The sequence below is a fragment of the Microcoleus sp. N3A4 genome (assembly GCF_036701805.1).
In the GTDB taxonomy this organism is placed as follows: domain Bacteria; phylum Cyanobacteriota; class Cyanobacteriia; order Cyanobacteriales; family Microcoleaceae; genus Microcoleus.
This window is the reverse complement of sequence record NZ_JAUBRJ010000006.1, coordinates 68763-92290: the sequence shown is the minus strand read 5'-3', so window position 1 is coordinate 92290 and position 23528 is coordinate 68763. Positions and strand designations below refer to the sequence as shown.

Annotated in this window: 19 protein-coding genes; 8 read left to right on the top strand and 11 right to left on the bottom strand. The window is 46.1% G+C overall.

Annotation, left to right across the window (positions count from 1 at the left end; translation table 11 throughout):
- Positions 1–156: 156 nt before the first annotated feature.
- The 3 genes from QUA56_RS05485 to QUA56_RS05475 all read right to left on the bottom strand — a co-directional run bounded on the left by QUA56_RS05485 (position 157) and on the right by QUA56_RS05475 (position 4988).
- Positions 157–1377 carry an ABC transporter permease gene (locus QUA56_RS05485; RefSeq protein WP_333354292.1) on the bottom strand — a complete coding sequence of 407 codons (1221 nt, stop codon included), beginning with the start codon at positions 1375–1377 and terminating at the stop codon, positions 157–159.
- A 188-nt stretch (positions 1378–1565) separates the two neighbouring features.
- Positions 1566–2783 carry an ABC transporter permease gene (locus QUA56_RS05480; RefSeq protein ID WP_333354289.1) on the bottom strand — a complete coding sequence of 406 codons (1218 nt, stop codon included), beginning with the start codon at positions 2781–2783 and terminating at the stop codon, positions 1566–1568.
- A 336-nt stretch (positions 2784–3119) separates the two neighbouring features.
- Entirely contained in the window at positions 3120–4988 is a 1869-nt protein-coding gene (locus QUA56_RS05475; RefSeq protein ID WP_333354286.1) for an efflux RND transporter periplasmic adaptor subunit, read from the bottom strand.
- A gap of 252 nt (positions 4989–5240) precedes the next feature.
- Here QUA56_RS05475 and QUA56_RS05470 point away from each other — a divergent pair, with 252 nt between their 5' ends.
- Both QUA56_RS05470 and QUA56_RS05465 read left to right on the top strand, forming a co-directional pair.
- Positions 5241–5375: a hypothetical protein gene (locus QUA56_RS05470; protein WP_333354283.1), complete on the top strand. Its 135-nt coding sequence runs from the start codon at positions 5241–5243 to the stop codon at positions 5373–5375.
- 249 nt (positions 5376–5624) lie between these two features.
- Positions 5625–6047: a hypothetical protein gene (locus tag QUA56_RS05465; protein WP_333354280.1), complete on the top strand. Its 423-nt coding sequence runs from the start codon at positions 5625–5627 to the stop codon at positions 6045–6047.
- Here the strand turns inward: QUA56_RS05465 and QUA56_RS05460 are convergent, their stop codons facing one another.
- From QUA56_RS05460 to QUA56_RS05445, 4 genes are all read right to left on the bottom strand, one after another.
- A complete protein-coding gene (locus tag QUA56_RS05460; protein ID WP_333354278.1) occupies positions 6048–7058 on the bottom strand; it encodes an ABC transporter permease in 1011 nt (336 codons plus the stop codon).
- 126 nt (positions 7059–7184) lie between these two features.
- The gene (locus QUA56_RS05455; RefSeq protein ID WP_333354274.1) at positions 7185–7796 is read right to left on the bottom strand and encodes a Uma2 family endonuclease; all 612 of its coding nucleotides are present in this window, start codon (positions 7794–7796) and stop codon (positions 7185–7187) included.
- 121 nt (positions 7797–7917) lie between these two features.
- A complete protein-coding gene (locus tag QUA56_RS05450; RefSeq protein ID WP_333354271.1) occupies positions 7918–9573 on the bottom strand; it encodes an ABC transporter substrate-binding protein in 1656 nt (551 codons plus the stop codon).
- A gap of 292 nt (positions 9574–9865) precedes the next feature.
- Positions 9866–10696 carry a Uma2 family endonuclease gene (locus QUA56_RS05445; protein ID WP_333354495.1) on the bottom strand — a complete coding sequence of 277 codons (831 nt, stop codon included), beginning with the start codon at positions 10694–10696 and terminating at the stop codon, positions 9866–9868.
- A 70-nt stretch (positions 10697–10766) separates the two neighbouring features.
- On the opposite strand from QUA56_RS05445, the gene QUA56_RS05440 reads away from it, so the two are divergent.
- The 3 genes from QUA56_RS05440 to QUA56_RS05430 all read left to right on the top strand — a co-directional run bounded on the left by QUA56_RS05440 (position 10767) and on the right by QUA56_RS05430 (position 13645).
- Positions 10767–11354, top strand: coding sequence for a hypothetical protein (locus QUA56_RS05440; protein ID WP_333354268.1), 588 nt, complete (start codon positions 10767–10769; stop codon positions 11352–11354).
- Between the two features lie 75 nt (positions 11355–11429).
- Positions 11430–13028 (top strand): IS1182 family transposase, encoded by a 1599-nt coding sequence (locus tag QUA56_RS05435; RefSeq protein WP_333354265.1) that lies wholly within the window; start codon positions 11430–11432, stop codon positions 13026–13028.
- 86 nt (positions 13029–13114) lie between these two features.
- Complete coding sequence (locus QUA56_RS05430; RefSeq protein ID WP_333354262.1) at positions 13115–13645, top strand: S1 RNA-binding domain-containing protein; 531 nt, start codon at positions 13115–13117, stop codon at positions 13643–13645.
- Between the two features lie 80 nt (positions 13646–13725).
- On the opposite strand, the gene QUA56_RS05425 is transcribed toward QUA56_RS05430, so the two are convergent.
- The 4 genes from QUA56_RS05425 to QUA56_RS05410 all read right to left on the bottom strand — a co-directional run bounded on the left by QUA56_RS05425 (position 13726) and on the right by QUA56_RS05410 (position 18964).
- Positions 13726–14340: a hypothetical protein gene (locus tag QUA56_RS05425; RefSeq protein WP_333354259.1), complete on the bottom strand. Its 615-nt coding sequence runs from the start codon at positions 14338–14340 to the stop codon at positions 13726–13728.
- 89 nt (positions 14341–14429) lie between these two features.
- Positions 14430–15557 carry a type II secretion system F family protein gene (locus QUA56_RS05420; RefSeq protein WP_333354256.1) on the bottom strand — a complete coding sequence of 376 codons (1128 nt, stop codon included), beginning with the start codon at positions 15555–15557 and terminating at the stop codon, positions 14430–14432.
- Between the two features lie 210 nt (positions 15558–15767).
- On the bottom strand, positions 15768–16865 hold the full coding sequence (locus QUA56_RS05415; protein ID WP_333354253.1) for a type IV pilus twitching motility protein PilT: 1098 nt from the start codon (positions 16863–16865) through the stop codon (positions 15768–15770).
- An 89-nt stretch (positions 16866–16954) separates the two neighbouring features.
- Positions 16955–18964 (bottom strand): GspE/PulE family protein, encoded by a 2010-nt coding sequence (locus tag QUA56_RS05410; protein ID WP_333354250.1) that lies wholly within the window; start codon positions 18962–18964, stop codon positions 16955–16957.
- Between the two features lie 224 nt (positions 18965–19188).
- Here QUA56_RS05410 and QUA56_RS05405 point away from each other — a divergent pair, with 224 nt between their 5' ends.
- From QUA56_RS05405 to dnaK, 3 genes are all read left to right on the top strand, one after another.
- Complete coding sequence (locus tag QUA56_RS05405; RefSeq protein WP_333354246.1) at positions 19189–19386, top strand: hypothetical protein; 198 nt, start codon at positions 19189–19191, stop codon at positions 19384–19386.
- Between the two features lie 874 nt (positions 19387–20260).
- The gene (gene grpE, locus QUA56_RS05400) at positions 20261–21046 is read left to right on the top strand and encodes a nucleotide exchange factor GrpE (protein ID WP_333354243.1); all 786 of its coding nucleotides are present in this window, start codon (positions 20261–20263) and stop codon (positions 21044–21046) included.
- Positions 21047–21336: 290 nt separating this feature from the next.
- The gene (gene dnaK, locus QUA56_RS05395; protein ID WP_333354240.1) at positions 21337–23463 is read left to right on the top strand and encodes a molecular chaperone DnaK; all 2127 of its coding nucleotides are present in this window, start codon (positions 21337–21339) and stop codon (positions 23461–23463) included.
- Positions 23464–23528: the final 65 nt, after the last annotated feature.

Sequence of the window (23528 nt, the reverse complement as noted above, 5' to 3'; positions counted from 1 at the left end):
CTTTGAATCTGCGTAAAAATACAGATATAAAAACTGCATTAGATACTGCAATGTTGGTGATTTTTTATAAAAAAACTGTTTTTTTTAATATTTAGAGCAAGATAATTTTTACCAGCATAAAAGGCCAGATTGTGTAACTGAGTAAGTATATATTGATTAAGAACTTCTCAAAGCTGCGATCGGGTCGAGTTTGGCGGCTTGGCGGGCGGGGACGACGCCGAAGAAGAGGCCCACTGTGCCGGACACGCTGACAGCAAGGGCGATCGCCACGGGTGATATTCCAGCTTGCAAGGGCGTGAAATTACCTACAAGCAAGATACCGCCGATACCTACGCAAGTACCGACTATCCCTCCGGCGGCGGATAAAATTACAGCTTCGACAATAAATTGAAATAAGATATCTTGTTGGGATGCGCCGATCGCCTTTCTGAGCCCAATTTCCTGAGTGCGTTCGCTGACAGAAACCAGCATAATGTTCATAATCCCAATGCCGCCTACTAATAGGGAAATGCTGGCAACAGCAGTTAACATAAGTGTCAGAGCCCCAGAAATCGCACCCATTGTTGCCATTAAATCTTTTTGATTTCTCACAGTAAAGTCATCTTCCGTAGTAACTTTGTGCCGCAATCTCAGCAAGTTTTCTACCTGAAATTGCGCCGCGTCCATTTGCAACTCATCTTTAATAGAAATATACATCGAGGTAACAGCTAAACCGTAGGGAGATTTCCGCCCGACAATGCGGTTGGCCATTGTGGCGATCGGCACAGCAGCCGAGTTATCGTAATTCGTACCAAAAGATGTGCCTTTAGGTGCCAATACTCCAATTACTTTGAGGCTGACATTTTGGATACGTATCTGTTCGCCCAAGGGATTTGTATTGCCAAAAAGTTTCTCCGCTAATTCTGAACCGAGAACCACAACTTGGTTACTTTGCTTAACATCTAGTTCGGTCAAAAACTGCCCTTTTGCCATTTCAAAGCTTCTGACTTGTAGAAATTCTGGAATCGTGCCAAAAATTAGAGCCGAAACATTTTTGTTGCTGTAGCGAACTATTTCGGAACTGTTAAGTTCTGCTGACACGCCTTGAACGGAGGGGACTTGAGTTGCGATCGCTTTAGCGTCTGGCAGTACGAGAGTTTGAGGCGCACTTGAGATGGCACTTCGCCTAGCGTTGGGAACTCCCGGCCTCACGATTAATACGTTTGTACCCAGGGATTGGACTTGTCCTGCTACAAATTTTTGAGCTCCTTCTCCAATTCCAATCATGGCAATTACTGAGGCGTTGCCGACAATCATGCCAATCATTGTTAAACTGCTGCGAGTTTTGTTGGCTAGTAGCGTTTGACCGGCCATTTTGACGCTTTCAATAAAATTCATAATTGGTTATTGGTTATTTGTTATTGGTTATTTGTTATTGGTTATTTGTTATTGGTTATTTGTTATTTGTTATTGTTATTGTTATTTGTTATTGGGCATGGGGCATCGGGAATTAGGCATTGTAATTGAAACCCACAAATAACCAATAACCAATGACTAATGACTAATGACTAATGACTAATGACTACTTAAGCACTTCTCAATGCCACAATCGGGTCTAATTTAGCAGCTTGTTTTGCAGGTACTATGCCAAAAAATAAGCCGATACTGCCGGAAACACCGACTGCAAGTGCGATCGCCACTGGGGAAACGCTAGCTTGCAGGGGAGTAAAAGCCGCTACTAAAAGCACGCCGCCGATACCGAATCCAGTGCCGATCGCCCCGCCTGCCGCTGACAAAATCACAGACTCGATCATAAACTGAATTAGGATATCCTGCTGAGAAGCTCCGATCGCCTTTCTCAATCCAATTTCCTTCGTGCGTTCGGTAACAGAAACCAGCATGATATTCATAATCCCGATGCCGCCGACAAACAGCGAAATTGCCGCCACGAAAGCCAACATCAACGTCAAAGCACCAGTAATGCTGCCCAACGTCTTCATCAAATCTTTCTGATTTCGGACAGTAAAATCATCTTCCTTAGTAATTTTATGACGCAATCTCAGCAAATTTTCTATTTGAAATTGGGCCGCTTGCATCATAGTTTCATCCTTGATGGCAACCGAAATAAATGTTACTTTTGTACCGTAGGGAGACGATCGACCTACGATCCGATTTGCCATTGTTGTCAGCGGCAAATAAACGTTCATATCTTGATTGTCGCCAAAACTAGAACCTTTTGCCTGCATGACCCCAATCACTTGAAAAGTCGAGTTTTTGATGCGAATGTATTGACCAACTGGTTGTGTAGTGCCAAACAATTGTTCGGCTGCTTCCGATCCTAAAGCAACCACATTTTCTTGTCTTTCTAAATCTAATTTGCTTAAAAAACGACCTTGACCAACATCAAAGCTTCTGACTGTCAGAAATTCTGGGGTAGTTCCGACAATGGAAGATGAGACATTTTTGTTGCGGAATGTAACGAGTTGGCTGTCGTTGAGAGTAGGTGCGACTTCTTGGACAGAAGCAACTTGAGAGGCGATCGCCTCTGCATCTTCCACTACTAAAGTCTGGGGCGGAATCACCGGGCGGCTTTGCGCTTCAGGACTTCCGGGAATAATAAATAGCAAGTTTGAACCCAGAGAGTTAACCTGTCCCTCGATAAATGTTTGAGCTCCTTCCCCGATACCGATCATTGAAATGACCGAAGCATTGCCGATGATAATTCCTAACATCGTCAAGGTGCTGCGAAGCTTGTTTGCCATCAAAGTTGTGACGGCCATTTTAACGCTTTCAACAATATCCATAATTCGATTTTAGATTTTGGATTTTAGATTTTAGATTTGGGATTTGGGATTTGGATTATTCGTGTAAACTTAATATTTAAACCCATAATAAATCTCGCTTGTAGCCGAGTCTCGATCCCCCTAAATCCCCCTTAATAAGGGGGACTTTGAATACTCTTGTCCCCCCCTTATTAAGAGGGACTTTGACTGCTCTTGTCCCCCCCTTATTAAGAGGGACTTTGACTGCTCTTGTCCCCCCCTTATTAAGGGGGGTTAGGGGGGATCTCCGGGTTTTAAAACACCCTAGAGCGATCGAGATAAATAATGCCCCATGCCCTATTCCCCATGCCCTATGTCCTATTTCTGATTCTTGATAATATCCTCCAGCTTTTTACCTTGAGGAAGTTCGGTAAAAACCCGATCGCCAGCTTTTGCACCCTCCAAAATCTGAATCTTGTTGCCAATAGTCGATCCAACCGTAACAGGCTTAAACTTCGGCTGTTGTTTCTCATCGGGAACTAGCACACCCGTTTGACCTTTATTAGTGACAATTGCCACCGTCGGCACAACTAAAGCATTGCTCAGCTTTTGACCGACAAATCTCAAATCTACATTCATCCCCGATTGCAGCGACTCTTTGCCCGTATCGATCGCAACTCGCACTTGAAATAGCGTCACATCCCGTTCCTTAACAGCTTCCGGCGCAATTAACTTAACGCGGCCTTTAAACACTTTATCTGGATAAGCATCGGCGACTATTTCAACTTCTTGACCCGGTTTAATTTGACTGATATCAGCCTCCGGGACTTTCGCTAAAACTTCCACATCTCTAGCTAAAGCGACAATCGATGTCGAAGTTGCCGAAGTAGCTTCCGAGGCCGAAGTTGCGGGAGTTACAAAAGCTCCTTGGATGGCGTATCTTTGGGTAATAATTCCAGCAAAAGGAGCGCGAACTTTCGTATCTTCTAACTGCACTTCTTGAAAACGGACTTGAGCCTGAGCTTCGGCTAAATCAGCTTTAGCGGAAGCTATTTCTTCGGGGCGAGAACCGTTTTCTTGTGCGGCAAATTGGCTTTTTGCTTCAGCAACTGCTGCTTCGGCTTTGGCGATTTCTTCTGGACGGTTGCCGTTTTCTAGCTGCACTAATTTGCTTTTGGCTTCGGCAACTTCTGCTTCGGCTTTGGCAATTTCTTCCGATCGCGTGCCGTTTTGCAATTGCTTCAATGCTTGCTGCTCTACTTCCAAAGCAGCTTGCAGTTGCTGAATTTGCGACAGCCGATTTTCTTGCAGTTGTTGCAGGCGTTTTTGAGATTCTGTTAATTTAGCTTGGGCTGTACGATTTTCTTTAATTAATTCATCCAGTTTATCTTTAGCCAGAGCACCTTCTTCCACTAGCGGTCGGTTGCGTTCCACCCGCTGAGCTGTTAGTTCGGCTTGCGCTTTACTCGAGTCAATTTGCGTTTGTGCTTGGGCAATTTCTTGTTTGACACTGCCGGTTTGAGCGTCTGCTAAACGAGCTTGAGCTTGGGCTAAACGAGCTCGCCCTTGGCTGACTTCTTCCACGCGGCTGCCGGCTCGCAGTCGCTGCAAGCCTGCTTGAGTTTGCTGCAAGCGGGCTCTGGCTCCTGCAACTTCTTCCACGCGGCTGCCGGCTTGAACTTGCGCCAGACTGGCCTCGGCTTGATCTAAGCGCGCTCGGGCGCTGGCGATGTCTTCCGATCGATTCCCGGCTTCGATTTTGGCGAGTTTTGCTCGCGCGCTGGCTTCGCGGGCTTTAGCTTGAGCTAGTTGAGCTTCTACATCGCGGCTTTCCATGCGAGCAACGATTTGTCCTGCTTCGACTTTATCGCCCTGTTCGACAAATAATTCTGCGATCCGCCCCGAGCCTTTGGGGCTGAGATTCACGCGCTGTACGGGCTGCACCGTGCCGCTGGACGTGATCCGCACCGTGAGGTTTTGCGCTTCCACCGGCACTGTCATAGTGGCGATCGCATCTACTTTCGGCTGCGATCGACTTTTTGCTACATATATAGTGGTCGGTACAGCTAGCAACCCGGCTGCAACCAACCCAATCGCCCACCGCAGCGGTTTGCGCGCGGGTTTCTTTGGAGACTGCTTTTGGGCGGTTTTGTTATCTGCAATTTTGGTCTCTGCGGCCTTGGTGTCTGCAGTCTGAGAATCTTCCACCTTGACCTGAGCAGTTTCCTTTTTAGGGCTAACGATCATACCGACTCACCTAATTTAATCTCAGGATTACCTTAAAGGTAAAATTTTTGCTGATGCTTGGCATCGTCTTTCAGACTCATCCGATCGGGTGAACTTAAAAAAGTTCCCCAACCCGCACCTGTAAACAATTATAGCTAATCTTTTCAACTTGTTAAATAATGTTAAGTTTTTTCAGCTAAAAGAGGTGGGTCTAAACAGAATCGCTCCCGGCTGCTGGCAAATAAAAATATATTTTAGTAAATAATATCATTTTTGGGATCTAGGAGCGCGCTCCTCACCAGCGACAAAGTCGGATCGGGCAGCGGGCGATCGACTAAACTAGGTCAGTGCGAACTCCTGTTAGCGATCGCATCTAGCAGTGCGAATCTCGCAACGACACAGTATTAAGACGCTTATTCTCATAAACCCGGCTTCTGCGAGAAATAACAGGTTTGTCCGCGAAAAATCCGCGCAGAAACCCGGTTTCACGGTTAGCATTGTGTAAGTCCTGAATAGACATTTCCTAATAATTCTTGTGGAACAGGCATCTTGCCTGTTCAAAAAAGACTTTTCTGGAGATATCTAATACATATCCGCCCTGTGTCCACAACAGGTTAAAATATTTTTCAAATCCGTTAAAAATGGAAAATCAAAATAATGAATCGTCCTCAAAGCGTTACAGTTCTGGCAATCTTGCAGCTAATTAGCGGCGTCTTCAGCATCCTTGACGGCTTGTTCATCTTACTTTTTGCTGGCATTTTTGGCGGTCTCGGTGCGGCTGTCGGCGGGGCGAAAGTTGGCACTGTAATCGGCGGCTTCATTGCAATTTTTGCGACGATCGCTCTACTTATCGGAATTATTTCCTTAATCTTAACATGGGGTTTGTTTCAACTCAAAAAATGGGCTTGGACGGGAACATTAATTATCCATGTCATCGCCACCCTCGCGCAAATTGCTAAAATGTTTGGCAGCGCAGGTGCAGCGGTTAATTTTTTAACCCTGGGTTTTGCAGTGGCTAGCATTTACTACCTGCTGCGTCCGGATGTTAAACAAGCATTTTCTGTTGAACTCCCCTTTTAATTAACGGTACTGAATTCTCGGATCGAAAAAAGCATAGGAAATATCAACCGCCAGATTAATCAGTACAAAAGTCACAGACACAAAAATTACTCCTCCTTGGACAATTGGGTAATCTCGCGTCAAAATACCGCTATAAATCCAAGAACCAATTCCCGGCCACGAGAAAATCGTTTCAGTCAAAATAGCGCCGCTTAAAAGAGTGCCGAACTGCAAACCGATAGTTGTGACGATCGGCAAAAACGCATTTTTCAAAGCGTGTTTCAAAATCACCCAATATTCCGGCAATCCTTTTGCCCTCGCAGTGCGGATGTAATCTTGAGAAAGCACTTCCAGCATCGCAGAACGAGTGATGCGAGCTATAATCGCCAGAGGAATAGTTCCTAAAGTCAAGGCTGGCAGGATTAAATGGGCGATCGCATCTCGCAAAGCCGCCAAATTCCACCTCAGCAAAGAATCCAAAACATAAACACCCGTAATCGACTTAAAACCAAACCCCAAATCTACACTAATCCGCCCGCTAGGAGGCAGCCATTTCAGATAAACTGCAAACAAATAAATCAACATCAATCCCAACCAATACACGGGCAAAGATACGCCAATTAACGAACCGCTCATCGCGAGATTGTCCAGCCAGCTATTTTTCCGAACAGCAGCCAAAATCCCGGCCGGAATTCCGATAAGAAGTGCCACCAACATCGCCACCACAGACAGTTCAAAAGTAGCAGGCCAGCGACTTCTAATTTCATCAATTATGGGAATACCGCTAATAATGCTATTTCCCAAATCAAAGCGGATAAAACTCCATAAAAAAGCCAAATATTGCAGCGGTAAAGGCTGATTCAGACCCAACCTCGCTCTCAAGATTTCCACCTGTTCGGGAGTTCCCCGTTCTCCCAAAAGCACTGTAGCTGGGTCTCCCGGTATCAAATGCAAAAATATAAATACTAGTAGAGTGATTCCCAAAATAACTGGGAGCAATCCTAGCAAACGTTTAGCAATATAATTAATCATTTTTTTTAATAAATATTCGTCAACAACCAGCTAATTGGTGGTGGATGGCGTATGAAACAGCTTATCTGGCGGTAGTTCGGCTCTCTAGCTCACCAACACCTTAAAAAATTGGGAATCTGCACTACCTTAAACTTCTCCAACTTCGGGTGCAATTTCTGCATCTACCTCTTCAAAATTTACCTTATTATAGATATCTGCCACAGAAATTTCAAAGGATACCGAAGAAAGCGCGATCGCCTCATCCAATTCATTGTACTCAGCAAACGACCATCGTTTATTATCCGTCTTAGAAAAATGTTCGATATATCTCCGAGTTTGGTCGAGCAATAAGTATTCCTCAACAGTGGGAATCGTGCGGTATGCTTCAAACTTTTTGCTGCGATCGTATCCTTTAGTTGAAGCTGACAAAACCTCAATAATTACTCTGGGATTGGTAATCGTATCCGGGCGGTTATTATAATACTCCGGCTTTCCAATCACTACCATCACATCGGGATAGGTATAGATGCGCTTCTTGGGTATCCACAAGCGGACATCACTCATAAACACTCGACAGTCAAGTTTTTTGAATGCGAAATTTAGTTCGGTACTGAAGTTGAGCGCTATTTGATTGTGATTAGTAGAGCCACCGGCCATAGGAAATATTTCACCATCAATGTATTCGCTTTTGTAGTCAGCAGCCTCCTCTAGTGCCAGATATTCGTCGATCGAGTAGTATCGCTGTCCAGTAAGTTGCATAGTTCTATTAGAGAGCATTTAACTGAGACTTTTGTCTAGTGTAACATTTTTGGGGCGGATTTTACCAATAATATTTAATACAATGACTAATGACTAATGACTGCTGACTAATGACTGCTGACTAATGACTAACTTCCTCAAAAGACTCAGAACCCAAAGGGCTCGGAATCCAACCTTTAATATTCTTGCGTTTCCCTAAAAGCGGCTGCGAATGTACGATCGGCAAACGGACAGCTTCCCCATGCAAAATCTCGCTAACTTCCGCATAAATTTTCGCCCTAGCTGCTTTATCGCCACTCGCCCTCCCCCGATCCAAAAGTTCCAGAACTTTCGGATTTTTCCAATTTCCCAAATCCGCCGTCGAACCAGGCCCGAAGTGAGGATAATAGAAATTGTCTGGATCGCCGTAATCTCCTGTCCAGCCCATCATAAAAGCTTGAAATCCGGGAGGTTTTAGCCGATCGGCCAAATAAGCAGACCAATCTTTTGTTAGCAACTTTACCCGAATCCCGATCGCGCTCAAATCCGCCGCAAAAGCCTCAGCAATCGGCTTCGGCGTGGGAAAATAGGGACGGCTGACGGGCATATACCACAAATCCAAATCAAAACCGTTCGGATAACCGGCTTTCGCGAGCATTGCTTTAGCTTGCTGCGGGTTAAATTCATAATCTTTAACTCGATCGGACTTCGCCAAATTCAGCGCAGGCGGGATAAATTCCGAGTCGTGTTTTCCGAGTTCTCCCCAGAAAGCTTGGACTATTGCTGGCTTGTTAATTGTTTGGGCGATCGCCCGCCTGACTTCCGGTTTTGATAAAGGTGCGTAACTCGGATTTAAGGCTAAATAACCGACATTAAAAGAAGGTCGCACAACAACTTCTAAATTAGGATCTCCTTGAACTTCTTTCAATTGATCCGGCGTTAAATCCACAGTAAAATCAAGTTGACCCGCTCGCAACTGAGCCAATCTCGCCGCCGGATCGTCAACAAAACGAATTACCAATTGATTGACTTTTGGCGTGCCAGTTTTCCAATAATTCGGATTTTTTGCTAAGATAATGCGATCGCCCGATCGCCATTCCTGAAACACAAAAGGTCCCGTACCCACCGCCAGCGACCCAGGAGTGCCGTATTTAGCACCCGCTTTTTTCACCGCCGCCGGACTCGCCATCCCGAAATAACCGGAACCTATCGCCGAGGGAAAAGCAGCAAAAGGTTGATTTAAAACAAACTTAATAGTAGACTTATCAACAACTGCCACATCTTTTACCAGGGAAGTTTTATCACCCTTAAAGCCACCAAAAAAATCTTTCCAAATTTGATAAGTCTTGCCAGATTCTCGATAACCGTTAGGATTTTTCGCATCCCACCAGCGATCCACATTAAACTTAACAGCTTCCGCGTCAAAATCCGTCCCGTCGTGAAATTTGACCCCGGATCGCAACTTAAAAGTCCACGTTTTGCTATCTGTGGAACTTGACCATTTAGTAGCGAGACTCGGCTCAAGTTCCACAGTTCCCGGTTTAAAATCAGTCAAGCGATTGTAGATTTGGTCGATCGCAATCACCGAATTACCATCAGTAATATTTCCCGGTTCCAGATTGACCGGCGGCCCGCCCGCACCGTAGACTAAAGCTCCCGGTGGTACTGCGGCGGGAGTTGTCGGAGTTGGAGAATTATTGCTAACCGTGTTTGAGGTAGTGCTGCAATTTGAGAGAATTACAGCCATCCCAAAAACTAAACCTAATAAAACTAAACGCCAGTATTTTAACAATTTCACCTCAATATCTCCCGTTCACTAGCAAGTGGCACTTATGTAATAAATTGGTAATTCTGCCGGCTTTCCCTTCTGCCAACTTTGCGCTCTCTGCGGTTGATTTAATAAATTATATATTAAAACCAAACAGGACTAATACCAATTACAAAAAGTATTCCTACAATTATCAATCTTATATAAATTATCGTTCATTCGCTCCCGAGCCCTGCCGGAGACGGCAATGCCGTTTCCCTACAAAAAATCGTCTCTAATTTATATGTAGCACTGATTTTTATAAGTGCTATTATCTTCCGATTCAACCAAGATCATCTGCATCAGGATCGATACCCATTGCCAGCAGTCGCTCTGCAAGTCGCGCCGCTTTTTGTTCCGCCCGTTCAGCACGTTGACGCTCCTGTTCAGCACGTTGATGTTCCTGTTCAGTTCTCAATTTTTCAAGTTCCGCTCTTTCGTCACCAATTAATAACAAATTCCCGTGAATATCCCACCACCGCAACCAAAGTTGTGTTTGATTTTGATAACTTCCCTGCCACAGTCCCAACTCAATTTCTAATGGTTCAATAGGATAGTGACCGCGTTGATTAGGTTCGAGTTTTTGATAAGCAAAATCTCTCAAATGATAGACTTCTAATCTATCAGTGCTCATCTCATAAATGCCGTAGTAAGGAATCCGAATAATTTTCTCGTAAACCCAAAACTTACCCGGTTTTTGCACCTCTCCTTCATCAGTCATCAACAGAGGAGTTGCATCCCGTTCTTCATTGCCATTTCCCCTGGCAAATTTCAAAGCAATTAAAGGTGCCATATGTTCTCGCCACAGCACGTAAGAACGGCGATATTTTCCCTGTTCCGGGCGCGGTGAAACATTCGGCACGTAGAACCAGTCAGGAGCTTCTGCCCCTTGTTCCGGTGGCTCAGTTTCTCGCCAGTAAATACCAGAATCTTGTCCTATGCAGTAGCGTCCGTCGGGATGCCTGCGCTCCAAAACAGGCCCGATAGAATCGGTCAGAATTATACTTTGAGGATGCTCCTGAAAATTTTTCACGAAAGTACCGTCAGACTCAGGAAGTTGTGTATGATCGGGAAATGCGGGGGGCAGACCTATGTCAATTAATGTTTCCGACATAATTTTAGGGCGATCGGAGCTATTGTTAGTCATTTTATCATAATTTATAATAATCAAGAAATTTAGTTCAATGAAAATTACTCTGACACAACCCACTTACCGATCGAGCATTTGGATATACATCGAATCTAGTGATGTTTGTACCAAAATCTATACATCGACTGTATTCGATCCTTACGAAAGACTTTACATTTGGTTGGGTCAAATTCGGGACTCCCAATTGCCAGCATCAATCATAATTGATGAGGAAGGTTACGGCGTAGAATTGATAGCCGAGAAAGCAAGCAATGAGATGATACTCTTCAGAATCGACCCGTGGATGTGTCGAAATGACACCGCAACACGTCTCGCTACTACAGTTAAACCTGATGAATTACTCAAAGCTTTTCATGACGGTATTACTGAATTTGTTAAGGATGAGTATCGTCCATCAGACTGGTCATTAGTTAATAATCTCAGCAACATCAATTGGGGCGTATTACTCAAGTCGTCAACTATTCCCGGTCAGAATTGGCAGAAACGTTTGTTGATGAGTAGCTTGGGATCACACGACGGAAAAATAGGGAAGAGTGAGTTATGGGAGCAACTAACACTCGAACAGCAATGGTCGATCGTCTTGCGAAGCGTACTAGGGCGTCGGTACAGTATAGGGGTTTGACAAAAGTGGGCGAGCATGATAAGTCAATTGAGGAGCTTGTTAAATCCTAACAATCAGGAAGAAGAAAAAAACCCTATGCGTCCTCCCTTATGGCATCCTCCAATTGAACTATCAGACCATGAAGCGTTGATTATCAAACGCATTAAACGAGCCAAGCTATTCACCTTTCTGCGACTTAACCGTTTATTCATCTTTAATGATGAGTTCCAAGAAGAACTCGCTACCATCTTTAAAGACAGCACCGTGGGTAATAGCCCAGTTCCTCCGGCACAAATTGCCTTAGCAATTATTCTGCAAGCCTATCTAGGGATTTCTGATGATGAAGTGATTGAAGAAATGCTGATGGATCAACGTTGGCAGTTAGTTCTCGATTGCCTTAATTGTGAAACTCCCCCTTTCAGCAAACCGACTTTAATTAGATTCAGAAATCGCTTAATTAAAAAAGAATTAGACCAACGTTTAATTGACCGCACCGTAGAAATTGCCAAGCAAAAAGGTGGGTTTGGCTCATCTCAACTCAAAGCGGCTTTAGATTCTTCCCCCTTATGGGGAGCTGGTAAAGTCGAAGATACATATAATCTATTGGGTCATGCTTTGCGTAAAGCAGTGAGTGCGATCGCCCGTGCTGGACAGGGGCGGGAGCCAGCAGAAATTGCGGAGTTAGCTGGTGCGCCAATTCTCAATAGTTCCAGCTTAAAAACAGCCTTAGACTTAAACTGGGATGACCCAGGAGAGCGTCAAAACGCACTATTAATCATTCTAAACAGCTTATGTTCTGTAGAAGAATGGATGCAAAGCCAGTCTGATTGTGATGAGTTTGAAGTCGCCAAAGAGACTCTGGATGTGGCCCGAGTGATTGAATCTCAAAATGTAACTTTCGACTCTCAAGGAGTTCCGAGTTTAAGCAAAGGGGTGGCCGCATACCGTCGCATTTCTATTGAAGACCCAGATATGCGGCATGGACGGAAAAGCCGATCTCAAAAAATAGACGGGTATAAACGCCACATCCTTAAAGATTTAGATAGCGGTGTGGTTCGTGCAGTAGCATTGACTCGGGCAAATACTCCCGAATCTGCTGCTACACTTGACCTAGAACGTGACTTAAGACTCCAAAATATTCACCTAACTGAGTTACATATTGACCGGGCTTATTTATCGAGTCATTGGGTCATACAGCGGGATGAGAAATTAAAGATATTTTGCAAGTCGTGGCCAGTCAGAAATTCTGGCCTGTTTGATAAAAATTCCTTTTTCCTGGATTGGGATCGGCATTTAATCAGTTGTCCCAATCAGGTAAGTATCCCATTTGAGCCGGGAAAAGTTGTTCATTTTCCTCCGAGTGAATGTGCAATTTGTCCTCTGAGAGCCGACTGCACAAATAGTAAAAGAGGACGTAGTGTATCAATTCATCCTGATGAGGCTTTAATGCAAGAGTTGCGAGCGCGTCAATCCACGACCACTGGTCGTCTCGACTTGAGAAAGCGTACTACGGTTGAACATTCTTTAGCCCATATTGGTCATTGGCAGGGAAACCGCGCCCGGTATCTTGGACAAAGGAAAAATCTCTTCGATTTACGTCGAGTCGCTGTTGTCCATAACCTCCATGTTATTGCTCGAATATCTCAGCTTTTGCCAATTCAACCGGGCATAAAGTCGAATTCATTGGCCGAGTAATTGCATACATCTCTTTTGTTGTCAACTTCTAATACTGTACCGACGCCCTAGACGAAATAGCATTCATAGCTGCTAAAAAAAATAAAGTGTTTGACGACATACAAGCACTTGCAAATCTTTATCGTACCCTACCTGAAGACATTGCTTTGGGTGAGATCGATCCAGATTGGTATCAAGAACGCAGGGTGGCTTTAAATAAAGAGTATGGATTAAATCGTTATCGATCGCCTACTCAAGAAGAAAGAGAACATCACCATATTCTCAAAACGACTAGGCTCAAAATGCTGAGAGTTGGGCAAATTATCGATGGGACTGTCAGACGTATCAAACCATATGGGCTTTTTGTAGATATCGGAGGCCATGCTGCCCTACTGCATATTTCCGCAATTTCTCAAATGCCCGTTGAGCAACTGGATCGGGTATTTAAGCATGGCGATTGGATCAGGGCGATGATTGTGTGGATGGATATTGAAAAAGGTCGAGTTTCGCTTTCAACCAGCGAGTTAGAAGTTGAACCAGGTGATATGTTAAAGGAACCTTGGAAAGTCTATGAGACAGCGGAAGAAATGGCAGGCAGATATTATCAGAACGTTTTGTCAAAGCAGGGGCTTGATTAAGTCCGCAGCCCAACATAGCGCTAAACCAAAACAAAGTTACAAATATTGTGATAGTTCGGTTAACTTAATCGCACCCACGCCTACAACTCATAACTCTCTTCACCCAGACTCCCCTGTTCCCCGTTTCCTCTAAACTCTTGCTCTTGTGCTTCCTCAACCGCAGACTCAAAACGTTCTACTACAAACGGCAAACCAGCACCCATCAAACCGCGTTGAATTCGATCGGGCGTTTCGTCAAACAAAACAAATAGCGGATGAACAGCCTCAGCTTCATCGCTGTAAATATGTCTGTAGCGGTACGGCATCAGCCATTCGTAACCTTTATCCAGCCAAACCTGAGACTGCCGCCAGCGGCCGAGCAACTCAGAAAACTCTTCGCCCGGACGATGAATGAAAATTAAAATTTCTACTCCAATTTTAACTTTCCATTCGGGATCGCACATCAAAATCACCAAATCGCAGGGCAAACAAACTGCCTGTCCGGGCGATATGCTAGTCCCACCCCTTCCCGCATAAGAAACCCCGTCCCGCAAGCGCGCAATTGGCAAAGGAATTGTGATTAAACTATCATGGGCGCGGCGGATACTCGGAATCATTTCCATGTAAAGCCGATATTTTTTCAGCAGGGCGATCGCGGCAGAAGATTCGCTGTACTCTGCTAGTAAGGCCTCGTAATGTGATTGTTTAACAGACATTTTAAATTAAGTAATAGGTAATTAGTCAACAGTCAACAGTTAACTGTTAACTGTTAACTGTTAACTGCCAACTGACTGCTGACTATTTTTTACAGCTTCTGGAACACTGCGAACATCGGCAGATACATCGACAGCAAAATCGAACCTACGATACCACCGACGACAACAATCATCAGAGGTTCTAGCATACTGGTAAGTCCTTTTACTGCTTCTTCCACTTCTGTTTCGTAGAAAGCGCCAACTTTCATCAGCATCTTGTCAAGTTCCCCTGTCTCCTCGCCAATTGCCATCATTTGAATGGCCAAAGAGGGAAAAACAGCTTGTTCTTGCAAAGCAATACTGATCATGCCACCGCTTTGAATTTCCTGTCTGGCATATTCGATCGCATTTGATATCGCCTGATTCCCCGCCACATCTCGCACAATTTCCAAAGAGTTGAGAATCGGCACGCCCGATCGCGTCAGCGACCCAAATATCACGCAAAACCGAGCCACAGCAGATTTTTCGATCAAATCTCCAAAAATCGGCAACTTCATCACAATCCTATCAATTTGTAGGTGCCCTATTGGAGTTTTGTAGTACATATCTAAGGCCATTTTTAGGGCTATAATCACCCCAATAACTGTCACCTGTTGGATGGGAGGCCAAGCCGTACAAAATGCACTAATTCCCAACATCATCACCGTAAAAGCAGGCAAATCTGCACCAATATCCTTAAAGATTTTAGCGAAAGTTGGTAGCAAGAATATAGTCATTGCGAAAAAAATCACGATCGCGATAGAAAACACCGTCTTCGGATAAGACATAGCCGAATTAATTTCGGCTTCCGTCTTGTGATTTTTTTCCATCATCACCGCCAGACGGTCTAGGGTTTCATCTAGCACCCCCCCGACTTCTCCCGCCGCCACCATACTGATAAACAGTTGGTCAAAAACATCAGGAAACTTAGCCATCGCTTCTGCCAAGTTTATCCCCTCCTGCACGTCAGCATTCATGCTTCTGAGCGCTCGCTTCAGCTTAGCATTAGAACACTGCTCGTGCAGCACGGAAAGGCATCTAACGATCGCCACCCCTGCATTAAACATAGCCGCAAACTGACGAGCAAAAATAGCCATATCCTTAACAGTAAGACTGGTAAGGTTATACTCGATTTGCTCCTGAATCTTACTGAAATCAAAGCCACCTTTCGGTTTTTCGCGGATAACGTTGGTAGCCACAGCTCACCTCTGAAAATTTATTAAAAATTAGTTGTCAGTTGTCAGTTGTTAGTTGTTAGTTGTTAGTTGTTAGTTGTTAGTTGTTAGTTGTTAGTTGTTAGTTGTTACCCATAATTAATAACAACTGACTAATGACTAATAACTGATGACTCATGACTAATGACTAATGACTAATGACTAATGACTGATGACTCATGACTAATGACTGAATTAATGAGCTCCTCCCTTGCCGGTGCCAGCAGGTGCCGGGCCGATCAAGCGTTCGAGTTCATCAGCCTTAGAAGCCTTAGCCATTGCCGATTCCCAAGTGACTTTACCAGTCTTGTAAAGTTCAGCTAAAGCCATTTCCATCGTCCTCATGCCCAACTTCGCCCCCATTTGGATTTGGGAGTAAATCATTGGAGTTTTGCCCTCCCGGATCAAGTTAGCCATAGCAGGAGTATTCACCATGATTTCCATAGCGCAGCAGCGGCCGCCCCCAACTTTTATTACCAAATTTTGGCTGCAAATTCCCACCAAAGAGTTAGACACTTGGGCGCGAACCTGGGGTTGTTGAATGGGCGGGAACACGTCCAAAATCCGATCGATCGTTGCAGCCGCCGAATTAGTGTGCAGCGTTCCCATCACCATGTGACCGGTTTCTGCCGCCGAAATTGCCAGACCGATCGTTTCCAAGTCGCGCATTTCCCCCACCAGAATTACATCAGGATCTTCGCGCAGAGCAGCTTTCAGCGCATTAGAAAAGCTCTTAGTATCTTCCCCTTTTTGACGCTGGTGAAACAAACTCTTGACATTGGGAAACACATATTCGATCGGGTCTTCAACTGTTAGAATGTGTTCCGCCCGCGTCCGGTTGACCAGATCCAACAAAGCCGCCATCGTAGTAGTTTTCCCGGAACCCGTTTGTCCCGTCACCAACAGCATACCCCTGGGTCTTTCCGTCAGATCCCGCAAAATCTGCGGCACACCTAAAGCATCTGCGTTCGGAATCTTAGAAGCCAGAGCCCGCAAACAAGCAGCCCAAGCACCCCGTTCCCGGTACACATTGACCCGGAACCGAGCCAATCCCTTAACCCCGTAAGCGCAGTCAAGTTCCCATTCCATCTCCAAATGCTTGCGCTGCATATTGTTCAGCATCTGGAAGATCAGGATCTGCACTTCCTCAGCAGACATGATTTCCCCGTATTGCGTCTGAGGAGTGAGTTTCCCGCTAACGCGGAAGAAAATCGGCGCGCCTGCTTGGATGTGTATGTCCGAACCCCCTTGTTCTACCAGGGACTCCAGTACGTCTTCAATCATCAGACCCATAGATATGTCTCCCTAATCAAGTTGATAGCTATTGACCAATTTAACCCAGTTAACAGTCAACAGTTAATAGTCAACAGTTAACTGCTGAATCAATCCAAAAAGCGTGGCGTCAAGCAGTACGGGCAATCCAGCATCTCCGGCTTCAATTCCGCCCGACAAGTTTTGCAGGTAAGTCCCTGCTTGCGTTTGGCTTTCATTTCCGCCTCCAGGCCCGAGTCAGTAAACGTCACCCGCTCGACTTCTTCAAAAGTAGTCGCGCCTTCCCGCACCAACTGCAAGCTGTAAGCCAACAACGTTTTCATCCCTTCTTCTACTGCTGCTTCCTTAATTTGCTCTGTGGGAGCGCCTTGAGTGATCAGAGTTTGAAGCCGCTCAGTATTTTTCAGGAACTCGTAAACCCCTACCCGTCCTTTGTAGCCTAGGCCGCCGCACTTCCGACAAAGTTGCTCGCGTTCTGCCAGTTCCTTCCTTTCCTCCACCGGTACAGTGTTGGCTTTGTAAACAGTTAGATCGATTTCTTGAGAAGCCGACAGACCGTACTTGCCGAGTTCTGCTGCAGTAGGCTGGTAAGGAATGCAGCATTTGTCGCAAACGCGCCGCATCAGGCGCTGAGCCAACACGCCCAACAGAGCGGCCGAAACCATGAACGGTTCTACGCCCATTTCTGCCAAACGCGCGACCGCCCCAGCCGCGTCGTTCGTGTGCAGCGTCGTCAGCACCAAGTGTCCCGTCAAAGCAGCTTCCAGAGCCGTTTTTGCCGTTTCCTTGTCCCGCGTTTCTCCCACCAGCATCACGTCAGGGTCTTGCCGCAAAAACGCCCGCAGAATGTTGGAAAAAGTCAAGTCTTTTTCCCGAATTACTTGACATTGGGTAATTCCTGGCAAAGCATATTCGATCGGGTCTTCCGCCGTACTGATATTAACCCCCGGATCGTTCCGTTCCGCCAGAATCGAGTACAGAGTAGTTGACTTGCCCGAACCCGTCGGCCCCGTCACCAAAATCAGTCCGAACGGACGGCTAGCACTCTCTCGCACTAAAGCCAGAGTTTCCTCGTCGGAGATTAACAAACCCAAACCCAACTGAGTGCTGGAACTGTCCAAAATCCGCAGTACGATTTTTTCTCCGTACCGGGAAGGCAAGCTGTTCACCCGGAAATCCACCGTGCGTCCCTCAAACACCCGCCGGATGCGCCCGTCTTGAGCTTGTCGGCGTTCGGCAATATCCAGGTTGGCAATAATCTTGAAACGAGCCGTAATTGATGCCACTACCTGCTTGGGAAACCGGAAATACTCTTGCAGCACCCCGTCCTTCCGCATCCGAATCCGCATGAACTCTTCTTGAGGTTCTACGTGGATGTCAGACACCTTTTCCGACAAAGCTTTAGCCAAAATGACATTGACAGCCTTAATTACCGGAGCCGCCTCAGCATCGTCCAAGGTGTTAGCTAGGTCTTCTTGGTCGGCACTCTCCTCTTCTAGCGAGAGCTCGCCAAAATCTCCCTCCCCTAAATCCATCTTTCTCTGCTTTTCGACTTCAGCTTTTTTAGCTTCCCTCTTAACTTCGTCGTCTTGATAGGCCGAAGTTATGTCCTGATAGTCGTCTGGCGTAATCACCCGTCGCTGCAAAGCCAAGCCGTGAGGCTGTAAAATCCGCCGCAAATCTTCTATGGCGTTGAGGTTGTCGGGATCTACCATTGCGACTACAACTGCCGGAGGCTGAGTTTCAGTCCTCGCTACAGGTAAAAACCGACCTTGGTGACAAATGTCGATCGAAATCTTCAACCCGTCGAGCATAACTCCGAGTTGCTCGTTAGACATTTCGCTCATCTCCGGGTCAAATGCTTCAACGCCGTAGATTATCTTCCGTTCAAACATCTGCTGCTTCTTGTAAAGCCGCAGCAATTCTGGGGGCAACGGCTGCCCGGTAAGTGCTTCTAATACCTCCGTCAACCGCTTGCCCGAGTTCCGGCTATCAATTTGAGCTTGCTTCAGTTGGTCGATGTTAACGTAACCCGACTGAATCATCTTGTTGAGAGCCGGAGTAAAAGTACTCACAGCAACTAGCGATGTGGAGCGAAGCCCCTGGGATGTGTTAGTCATAAAAAACACTCAATAGGTGGGAAACTCAGTCACAAAGAGTGCTGAGAGGAAAACCAACGCGGGGTTTTAACCCCTGTATTCTTTGCTTATGGATGAGCTAACATAATGCTATGGCTCAATCCCTATCTGTCAAGTGTAAGCTCGTAGTCCCCTGTAACTTTCATCCACAAATTGACGAGACGTTGGAGGGATTTGCCGGTGCTTGCTCTGATCTGGTTCGTTAAGTGCTTAAGTTGCTTGCTTACCTGATTAACTTCCGGGATACTCTCGTTATAGCGTCAGGACACATCACTTGGGGATTGCCCGTACCGGGAGAGAAAAGCGGGGCGGGGTGTGTCACCTTCCCACGCTCATTCTATATTCCCAAATTGTTTGGTCAAATTACAGCGCCGATGGCGGCGCGGTTAGCTGTACTAGGTTAAATATGAGCTATGTTCTGTGATGATGATAGCTTTTACGAAAGTCTCGATCGGTCTTTTGAGATATATTTTGAATAATTATCTGCGATGTGCACTGCCCGATCGGCTGCATGAGCCCCCAGCGCAAATTTTGATCGGCTCTAGTTTTTGGTCAGCAAATATTACTGTGATTCAACCCTGGTGTCCGAACCTTTGTGACCTAAGCTTGACAATTCAAAAATCTGGGAAATCAGCAAATTAGATATCAATTGTATCTAGCGATTAGCAGGTTCGCAAGACCAGCTCGTGTATCTCATTTAACTGGCGGTAAAAAGTTGATATTTCAAGCGACTTCGGTATCGAATTAGAAAAACAACAGTCCCAATTCTGATCGAGATTAATAACCTAGTATTTGAGTTACACGAGCAGAAAGCTAACTACTTCCTCACTACATACAAATTCATTTTACGGGAGACTTTTGAAACGCAGCCCCTGGTAAAAAAGGCAAGCATCGGCGTGCGACTACAACAGCCAGACTGATGATAAGTTTAAGTCGCGATGGTTCGTTTTAAGCAAATTTTGAAGCATCAAGCCTCGAAATTAGGAAGTTTTTTAGTATAACTAAGAGCAGAAGAGATTTCTAAGATTTGCTCTAAATGCGATCGCATTTAGAGCAAACTAGAAGGCAACAAACGTTTTGTTTGCCACTGCGGTCACAGTATCGGTAGAGAGATAAACGACCCTTTCAAGATTTTATTGAAAGCTTTGAGAGATGCCTCCCGATCGGGCGAGATTTTCTATGAATCAGATGGTGCCATAGAAAGTAAATTATAGTTATCTAGATTTACCGCGTTAAATGTATCTGCTAGAATTGATAGGGTTCTGTCGCGCAGCTTTTATGATTGACGAGGAAAAACAGCAAGATCGAGATCCTAACTCAACTGGGGAAAGCCCAGAGGGTTCGCCAATGGCAAGCGAAAATCCGCCGGCACCAGCAAACGAAGCAGCCGATTGGGAGATCGAACTTGCTCGAGCTTATCAAAGTGCTCAGGCCGATCGCACGCCAATAAACGCATCCGGGGATACCGTCACCGGCAGTTCCACCAACAGCCCGACTGCAGACGCGGCGGAGTCATTGAAGAAGGAACTGGCCCAGACAACCGATGAAAAAGAGGCTTTAAAAACTCAGTTACAAGCCGCATCCGCTCAATTAGAAGACCTGAAAAATCAAAATCTTCGCCTAGCAGCAGATTTTGACAACTTTCGCAGGCGCACCCAAAAGGAAAAAGAAGAGTTAGATTTACAGGCAAGGTGTCTCACGATCAAACCCCTGCTGCCGGTAATCGACAATTTCGAGCGCGCTCGATCGCACATTAAGCCGCAAACCGACGGCGAAATGAACATTCACAAAAGCTACCAAAGCGTTTACAAGCAAATGGTAGACAGCCTCAAGCAAATCGGGGTTTCTCCGATGCGCCCCGAAGGCGAACAGTTTGACCCCAACCTCCACGAAGCTCTGCTGAGCGAGCCAACTGACGAACACGAGGAAGGAACAATCATCCAAGAACTAGAACGCGGCTACATTCTGGGCGATCGCGTCTTGCGGCACGCCAAAGTGAAAGTTGCAGCGGCTGGGCTATCTGTGGTAGCGTCAGATGAAAATCCCGATAGTTCGGAAAGTTAATCGGGATACAAGCTACTGCATTCCTCAAAGTCACTGACCCCCGAATAGAATTCGGGGGCCCGAAGGCGGCAGACTCACCAACTTCTTAATTCAGGACTAAAAGCAGGTCGGCGCTTTCTCAAAAAATTCTGAAAAATGTTTTTACCGGTCTTTGATATTGCTTTAGGACATCAAGTTTATTTCCTACAAATCCGGTCTGGTGATGCTTGTTAAAACAAGCTGATTCGTTTTTCATCCCCCAACTTGTAGTTGGAGATTTCCAAACATCCCACAAAGTTTTATGAGGCGCTATGGGAAAAATTATTGGAATTGACTTAGGCACGACTAACAGTTGCGTAGCTGTGTTAGAGGGCGGTAAACCCGTAGTGATCGCCAATTCCGAGGGCGGGCGCACAACTCCGAGCATAGTAGGATTTGGCAAGGCGGGCGATCGCTTAGTAGGTCAACTGGCCAAGCGCCAAGCTGTAACTAATGCTGTAAATACTGTCTACAGCATCAAACGATTTATCGGGCGCAGGTGGGACGACACGGAAGAAGAACGAGTTCGGACTCCCTATACCTGCATAAAAGGCAAAGACGACACAGTTAACGTCCAAATTCGGAACAAGGTTCACACTCCCCAAGAAATCTCGGCAATGGTACTCCAAAAGCTCAAGCAAGATGCTGAAGCTTATTTGGGACAACCTGTTACGCAAGCCGTCATTACAGTGCCAGCCTACTTCACAGATGCCCAGCGGCAAGCTACTAAAGACGCCGGTACGATCGCGGGCCTAGAAGTCCTGCGGATAGTCAACGAACCGACGGCGGCCGCCCTTTCCTATGGGTTGGACAAACAAAATATAGAACAGAAAATCTTAGTTTTTGACCTGGGCGGCGGTACTTTCGACGTTTCGATCCTGCAACTGGGAGACGGAATTTTTGAAGTCAACGCTACATCCGGTAACAACCATCTCGGAGGAGACGACTTTGACGACTGCATAGTCCAGTGGCTGGTAGAAGCTTTTCGGACTCAAGAAGGCAGTGACCTCTCACAAGACAAAATGGCATTGCAGCGCCTCCGAGAAGCTGCGGAAAAGGCGAAAATTGAACTATCCAATCGCGAATCCACCTCAATCAATTTGCCCTTCATCTCCTCTGACGACAAAGGGCCGAAGCATTTGGAAATGGACCTTTCTAAAGCTCAGTTTGAAAAACTGGTGGCTCATTTGGTGCAAGCGACGATCGATCCGGTGACTCAAGCCCTCAAAGACGCAAGTTTGACCCCCAAAGAGATAGACAGAATTATTTTAGTGGGAGGCTCAACCCGGATTCCGGCAGTTCAACAGGCAATTAGCAAGTATTTTGGCGGCGTTGCTCCCGATAAATCGGTCAATCCCGACGAAGCTGTAGCGGTAGGCGCGGCAATTCAAGCCGGGGTGTTGGGCGGTGAAGTCAAAGACTTGCTGCTGCTCGACGTGACGCCGCTCTCGCTGGGACTCGAAACCTTGGGCGGGGTGTTTACCAAAGTAATCGATCGCAATACAACTATTCCCACCAGCCGATCGCAAATGTACAGCACGGCGGCAGACGGGCAAACCTCGGTAGAAATTCACGTACTCCAAGGCGAGCGGGCATTGGTTAGAGACAATAAAAGTCTCGGTAAGTTTCTGCTCAAAGGCATTCCCGCAGCCCCCCGCGGCGTACCTCAAATCGAAGTTACCTTTGAAATCGATGCCAACGGCATTCTTAAAGTTGCCGCTGAAGACAAGGGAACCGGAAAAGAACAAAGCATCCAAATTTCTAATACAGGGGGATTGAGCGAAACCGAAGTCGAGCGGATGCGGCAAGAGGCAGAACTTTACGCTGATGAGGACATCAAGCGCGCTCAACTCGTCGAACTCAAAAATCAAGCCGACACCCTGGTCTATAATTGTGGTGTCACTTTAAAAACCAACGCCAAATTGCTGGGCGACGACCTCAAAGCCGAAGCCGAAACAGCAGCAGCAGCCTTGCGAGGGGCGATGGCTAACCCCGACATCACAGGCGAGGAACTCACCGACCAAATCGAATCTTTCAAACAACTGCTATACTCCCTCGGGACAGCAGTCTACGAGCAAGCCCGCAGCGGGGCAGCCCCGTCAGGAGCAGCGGTTGAAAGCGAGATGATGTCACAAGTAGAAGAGGTGGCAGCTACCGACGACAGGATTTCGCTGAAAGAAGAGCTGCTGGTGGCGCCCCAAGCGCAGCCGGAACCAAAGCCGGCACCAAAGCCGGCACCAAAGCCGGAACCAAAGCCGGAACCAAAGCCGGAACGACAGTCAAAACGACAGCCAAATCCACAGCCAAATCCACAGTCAAATCCACAGTCAAATCCACAGTCAAAACAAAAACAGAAGGTTCCCGAACCTGAAGTTGATGATATGAATCCTTTCATTTAGAACTGAAAAACTCAAAATTAAAAGTTAAAAATTAACAATGAGAATTTTTAATTTTTAATTGTAAT